The sequence below is a fragment of the Lentzea sp. NPDC054927 genome, assembly GCF_053610285.1.
Window position 1 is genome coordinate 131,375 of the sequence record NZ_JBSGXZ010000021.1, and the last position, 6,384, is coordinate 137,758.

Here is a 6,384-nt window from a genome sequence, read left to right on the forward strand (position 1 = left end):
TGCGCTGTGTGGTCACCGGAGCGGCCGCGCATGACAAACACGCCGAGTCCGCGCAAGCGGACACGGCGAACTCGTCGAGCGATGTCATTCCCCCGACCCCCCGGTGGTTGCCTCACGACGCTATAGAGAGGGCAACGGGAGCGTCAACGCCGACCAGGCGCGGTTGGCCAGCAACAGGACGTTCTCGCCGAGTGCCGCCGCCTTGTTCGGGGTGGATCGGCGTCTCAGGCCGGGGTGCAGTGCAACGTCGGCGCGGCCGCTCTGCCGGTGGCCTGGAACCCGAACGTGGTGCTGCCACCCGCACCTATGGAGCCGTTCCACCCGGCGTCCGCGGCGACCACGCGGGCGCCGTCCTGCTTCAAGGTGGTGCTCCACGAGTTCGTGACCTGCTGGCCGCCGGGCCACGTCCAGCTGACCCGCCACCCGGCCATCGCCGTGTGGCGCTCGTTGGTGACGGTCACCGTCGCGACGTGTCCGGTGCTCCAGTCGCCGTTGACGTACAGGCTCGCCGAACACCCTGCGGGCGGCAGCATCAGCAGCGTGATGGAGTTCGCCGGATACGTCGCGTCGACACGACCGTCGCTCACCGGGAGATCGGCGCCGCGCACGATCGCGCCCAGGTTCGCCGGGCCGTAGTTGAACCGTTGCGCCGCACCGGTTCCGTCGAACCCTGCCGTCGACAGCGGCGAGGTCAGGTCCTCGCCGGTCTTGTTGACGACCATGAGGGTCAGCGCGTCGTCGGATGAGCGCTGTGCCGCGTACACCGCGAGCCGGCCCTGGTCGGCGGAGGTCGCCGACACGCTGACGTCACCGAACCGGCTGCCCGCGCCGTCGTAGTTGCGGTACATCCGGAACGCGTAGGCACCCGGATCGGTCGGCTTGGGCTCGCCCCACATCGTGGCGAGGTCAAGACCTTCACGACCGAAGATGCCGAGGACGTCGGCCTGCGTCAGCGCGCCGTTGATGTCGTCCAGCGCGCCCCAGTTGTACTCGGTGATCGCGGTCTTGGTGCCGGGGTTGTACTGGTCGATCCACGACTTCATGGTGCGGATGAACTGCAGCGGCGGCGCGTTGACCCCGCCGGGGCCGATCCAGGACTCCTCGACGTAGGTGGGGTCCCACAACGACCTCGTGGACCGCAGCCGCAGCGCGTTGGACTCGGGATCCTTGCCACCGCCGATCTGCGGGTAGAAGTGCTGGTCGAAGTAGTCGAGGAAACGCTTACCCCCGTGGGCGTCGCTGTAGTCCTTCATGTTCTTCAGGTACCACTGCGAGAGGTTGAGCCCGCCGTGCGCGGCCGAGTCGGCGCCGGGCCCGCAACCGTCCACACCGGACGCGACCCACTCGCAGTACCCCCAGCCGGACGGGCCGAGGACCGCGGCGCTCGGGTCGGCGGCCTTGATCGCCGCGGCGGTCGCCGTGCCCTTGCTTCCCAGTTCGTCGTACGAGACCAGCTCGGGGTGCACGTCACGATGCGTGTGGGCCCACAGCACCGGCTCATTGTCGAGCTCGTAGATCGGCACGCCACCCTGCGCCGCCGTGCCGAACCTGTCCACCAGGTGCGACACCATCTCACCGGCGAACGCCGCGTCGGCCCTGACCGAAGTGTCCGCGGGCACGCCAGCGAGGTTCGCCCCGTTGAGCAGACCGTTGCCGCAGTTGGGGTCCCACTCGTCGAAGCCGTCCTGCTGCGGGTACCTGGTCGCCGGGAAGCCGCACGCGAACGGGTGCGACGACGGCGAGTCCTTGGCCACCCAGCCGATCATGGGCACGGTGACGACCGGCTTGATGCCGCGGTCGAGGTTGGACCCGACCATCCGCTCGAGGGTGTGCTGCTCGTCGGCGACGATGTTCTCGAAGTACCAGTCGCTGCCGGTGTTGTACGTGTGGTTCTTGAAGTTGTAGCGGCTGGACGCGTTGCCGCCCCAGCGCGCCACCGACTGGCCGATCTCGGCGTTGAACGCCGGATCGCCACCGTTCAGGCCGTACACGCCGGGACTGATCGCGTGCCGGGCGGCGGACACGTCCACCGACAGCTCAGGCCCGGTGGCCGCCGCCGTGGCGCTCGTGGCCGCCTGGACCGTGAACGTCGCGGCCACGACCAACGCCGCCGAGCCGGTAGCCGTGATCGAACGCGCCTTCCGCTTTCGCCGCATACCGACCACAGACGCCCCCGCCCGATCCAGTGCGTGGATATGTGCCCACAGGACGGTCGCGAGAAACGCGCAAAGCGTCAAGCGCGAACAGATCGAATCGACGATGTTCGAGTCGAAAACCGAATTCGGATGAACGCGTTCACCCGATCATCGACATTTCCGCTGCGGAGTCACCTGGACGCGGCAGCGCTCCACGGCTCTCCCCTGTCGCGCTTCATCGGCGGGACCTTGAAGTTCGCGTAGGAGTACTTGCCGGTGATCGAGCCGTCGGCGTCGAAGTGGAAGACGTCCATTCCCTGCCAGACCATGCGCGGGCCGTACCGCAGCAGCCCGAGCAACCGCAGCAGCGGGTAGACCCCGCGGCCGTGCTGCCCGGAGACGTCGATCCGGCACGCCCAGCGGATCGCCGCGCGTCGCCCGGGCTCGTCGACGAGCTTGTCGTGCACGTCGAAGCGCATCGCGCCGTACCTGCCGGCGAACTGGGGCGCGAACTCCGCGCGAATCGCGGCTTTGCCCCGGTGCTTCGCGCCGTCACCCGGCTCGTACTCGGCGTCGTCGGCGAAGAAGGCCATGACGCGGTCGAGGTCGTTGACGTTGAAGGCGTCGACGAACTCGTCGACCGTCGCGGACAGGGAGCGCTGCTGCTGGGTCATGAGTAGTGGCCTCCGGCCGCGCAGGGTGTGGTGCTGACCAGCCGGACAATAAAGGAACACCGTACTTTTAACAATATCTCCTGGTAGAGTGGCCAACAACATGGAAGCGTCGTTCCGGCGGGCACGGCGCCCGGACCAGAAGGAGCAGCGGCGGGAGGCGATCCTCGCCGCCGCCCGCGACCTCGCCGCGGCCAAGGGCGTGGCCCAGGTCAGCCTCGGTGACATCGCGGCTGCCATCGGCCTGGTGAAGTCCAACGTCCTGCGCTACTTCGGCACCCGCGAAGAGATCTACCTGCAGCTCACCATGCGCGACGGAACGGACTGGGCCGACGCGGTGCAGACCCGGCTCAGGGGCGCCTCCGGCATCGACCAGATGGCCTCCGTGCTGGCGGACTCCTTCGCCGAGCGTCCCCTGTACTGCGACCTGATCGGCCACGCGGAGACCATGCTGGAGCACAACGTCTCGCTCGAGGTGCTGCACACGTACAAGCTGTGGGCGATCGACATGTACGCGCGGGCCGGCGAGCAGATCATGGCCGCGTGCCCGGAGCTGACCGGCCGGGACGGTTCCTCCGTGGTGTTCGCCGCAGGGGCGTTCGTCGGCAGGTTGTATCCCCTGTCCCAGCCCCCGCCGACGCTGGCCGAGCTCTACGCCCGCGAACCCGGAATCGCGGCAGTGTTCCCGCCTTTCCGGCCAACGCTGCAACGCTTCATCGCCGCGACCGCCGCCGGCCTGCCCGCGGTCCGAGGCGATTCGCCCTGACCGCGTTGCTCTTCCCGAGTCCCGTGGCCTGAAGCCGGACACAGCACCGTCCTGAGAGGACCGGAGCTCTCCCAGGGCTGGTGGAGTGCGTTCGGCAAGAAACGCGGCCGCGGTCAAGGACGTCTGCTCCAACCGGATCGTGGGTTATTCCATTGACTCCCGGATGAGGTCCCGCCTCGCTGTCACCGCGCTCACCAACGCCATCGCCCGCCGCGGTGAAGTCGCCGGCTGCGTGGTGCACACCGACCGTTTCCAACGCCCTAGCCGACCCGTGCCGCCATGCTGCTCGCGGCAGGCGGGTACCTGCGAGAGGCGAATGTCCTCAAACGCCACCCGGTGGTTCCGGCCGAACATCGGGCCACACCATCGATCTGAGGAGACGGCGCACCAATGCACGAAGGCCTGACCGTGTCAGGACACTGACGTCTATGAATGCGACGTTTGACGGATCGTGGCCACAGCGTCGTCCACGGACTCGGCCAGCGGCAACACCTGGTCCATGCCACTGAGCATCAGCGGCTGCAATGCCGGGTTGTGCCCGGCGACAACGGCGAACTCAACCTCGTCGCGCTGTGTTCGTCCGTGCAGCTCCAACAACATCGACAATCCCGCCGATGCGAGGAAGGTGACTGCGAGATCGACCACCAAGCCGGCCGGTCGGGCGTCCACCTGATCGAACAATGCGGAACGGACACGGTCCACGGACGCCATGTCGAGTTCACCACTGACTACCGCGACGACGACTTGGTCGCGCTGGCTGGTCGTCACGCTGGCAGTTGACGACTCGTTGCGGTCGGTCATCACGCACCTCACAGGTCGATCGCTGGCGCCTTCCTTCGAGTGCCCGTAAGCACCCAAGCCCAGGATCTGATCACCGCGGGCCACATCGACGCTACGACGGGCACGCTCGTTCAACAACTTGAGGTTGACGCAGATCCCCGGCGTGCTGTCGGCCAAGTCGTTCCTGATCTTCGAGGACACCGGGGACTGAGTTGCCCGCGTCACATCGGGTGGAAGTTGACACCGGTGTCAACACATAGCGTCGAAGTCGTCCGTGATTCGACGTTCGAGGAGCTGTTCACGATGAGCAAAGCGTTGGGGTACACGACTTTCGGCGAGGCCGACGTCCAGGAGTTCTTCGAGCGGCCGGATCCCGTGCCCGGTCCTGCCGAAGTCCTCGTCCGCGTCACGGCGGCGGGAGTGAATCCGGCGGACCACAAGCTGCGGTCCGGGCACGCCCCCGCGTTGAACGGCCACCTGCCCTTCCCGCAGGTCCTGGGCTTGGAAGCGGCCGGAACCGTGCTCGCGGTCGGCGAGGAGGTGACCGGCCTGGCCGTCGGCGACCGGGTCACCGGGTTCGCCCTGACCGGCTCGGGTACGTACGCGGGCACGACGCTGCTGCTCGGCGACTCGACCGCCCGCATCCCCGACGCGCTGCCGGACACCTGGGCGGCGACCATCCCCGTCGCCGGCACCACCGCGCTGGACGTGCTGGACCAGCTCGACCTGCCCGCCGGGTCCTCGTTGCTGGTCAACGGGATCGGCGGCGGCGTCGGCATCGCGCTGGCCCAGCTGGCCCGGGACCGAGGCCTGGTCGTGACGGGTACGGCGAGCGCGGCGAAGCGGGATCTCGTCACGTCGACCGGTGCGTCCTTTGTGGACTACACCGGCGGCGGCGTCGTGGAGCGGCTCCGCGCACAGGCCCCGGACAGCTTCGACGCCGCGGTCGACAACGTCGGCGGCGAGTCGCTGCGCGAGATCGCCCCGCTGGCGGCGAAGCTCGTCTCCGTCGGGGACCCGTCCGTGACCGAACTCGGTGGCGTGATGGTCCACCGCCGCCTCGACCGGGCAGGCCTCGAACGCGTCGCGGAGCTGATGGTCACCGGAAAGCTCGATCCGCACATCACTCAGACGTACCCGCTCGAGCGCGCGCACGAGGCGTTGGCACTCGTCGAGTCCCTGCACGCCACGGGCAAGCTCGTCATCGACATGAGCCTCTGACCACGCTCACCCGGCACCGATCCTGGCCCGGTGCCGGGTGTTGATCTCGATCAGCTCGTCGAGGACGGCCCTGGCCTCGACGAGCCGGGTGATGTCGGCGGTCAGCCGGTCGCGCTCCTCGTGCATCGTGTTGAAAGCGTCTTCGGCGACGTCCTTGGCGTCGCTGTCCACGCACGGCAGCAACCGGGCGATCACCTTGCTGCTCAGCCCCGCGTCGAACAACCGCCGGATGATCTCGACCCGTTCGACCTCCGTCGCCGCGTAGTGCCGCTGCCCGCCGACGGAGCGCGTGCTGTGCATCAGCCCCTGCTGCTCGTAGTACCGCAACGAACGAGCGCTGACCCCGGTCAGCCGGGCCAGTTCCCCGATCTTCATCGTCGCGGCGAAGGACGTCGTGGTCACGACAACCAGCCTACGGCGCGAACGGCGGCGTGATCGGCGGTCGAGAGTGCCAGACGCTACAAGAACGGGCTCGGCTGGGACGAGGACGCGATCAAGCGACGCTGGATGGTGAAGGCTTCAAGGCCGCGATCCCGTCGCTGGACAACCCGGCACCGCCCGCCAACTGGCGAAGTCCGTCTCCACTGGTGGCTCATCGGCAGGCTTGCCGCCGCGCCGCTCGGCCAGGTTCTTCCTGTTCACCGATGTTCTGGCCGGTGCGCACCGGGGAACCCGGAGATTGCCGGGTCCGAGCTTCGTCGGAATCGGCAGGACCATGAGCGGTCTGGCGTGGCTAGCGGTGTCGTTGAGCAGCCAGCACCCCGCGTGGGTCCGGTAGCGCGGTACGGGGCCGCCGTCGGCGGCCCCGTAC

6 protein-coding genes and 1 pseudogene are annotated in these 6,384 nt (G+C 68.3%); 3 read left to right on the plus strand and 4 right to left on the minus strand.

Going from position 1 to position 6,384, the window contains the following annotated elements; translation table 11 throughout:
* Window positions 1–224: 224 nt before the first annotated feature.
* A complete protein-coding gene (locus ACWGE0_RS26130; protein WP_452263526.1) occupies window positions 225–2,156 on the minus strand; it encodes a glycoside hydrolase family 44 protein in 1,932 nt (643 codons plus the stop codon).
* Between the two features lie 170 nt (window positions 2,157–2,326).
* Window positions 2,327–2,809, minus strand: coding sequence for a YybH family protein (locus ACWGE0_RS26135; RefSeq protein ID WP_452263527.1), 483 nt, complete (start codon window positions 2,807–2,809; stop codon window positions 2,327–2,329).
* Window positions 2,810–2,897: 88 nt separating this feature from the next.
* On the opposite strand from ACWGE0_RS26135, the gene ACWGE0_RS26140 reads away from it, so the two are divergent.
* Window positions 2,898–3,572: a TetR family transcriptional regulator gene (locus ACWGE0_RS26140; protein ID WP_452263528.1), complete on the plus strand. Its 675-nt coding sequence runs from the start codon at window positions 2,898–2,900 to the stop codon at window positions 3,570–3,572.
* 109 nt (window positions 3,573–3,681) lie between these two features.
* Window positions 3,682–3,822 (plus strand): annotated as a pseudogene (locus tag ACWGE0_RS26145) (IS3-like element ISAar45 family transposase); the annotation flags it as partial.
* 176 nt (window positions 3,823–3,998) lie between these two features.
* Here ACWGE0_RS26145 and ACWGE0_RS26150 read toward each other — a convergent pair.
* Window positions 3,999–4,553 carry an STAS domain-containing protein gene (locus ACWGE0_RS26150; RefSeq protein WP_452263529.1) on the minus strand — a complete coding sequence of 185 codons (555 nt, stop codon included), beginning with the start codon at window positions 4,551–4,553 and terminating at the stop codon, window positions 3,999–4,001.
* Window positions 4,554–4,655: 102 nt separating this feature from the next.
* Between ACWGE0_RS26150 and ACWGE0_RS26155 the strand changes: the two genes are divergently transcribed.
* A complete protein-coding gene (locus ACWGE0_RS26155; RefSeq protein ID WP_452263530.1) occupies window positions 4,656–5,573 on the plus strand; it encodes an NADP-dependent oxidoreductase in 918 nt (305 codons plus the stop codon).
* Between the two features lie 6 nt (window positions 5,574–5,579).
* On the opposite strand, the gene ACWGE0_RS26160 is transcribed toward ACWGE0_RS26155, so the two are convergent.
* Window positions 5,580–5,975 (minus strand): MerR family transcriptional regulator, encoded by a 396-nt coding sequence (locus ACWGE0_RS26160; protein ID WP_452263531.1) that lies wholly within the window; start codon window positions 5,973–5,975, stop codon window positions 5,580–5,582.
* Window positions 5,976–6,384: the final 409 nt, after the last annotated feature.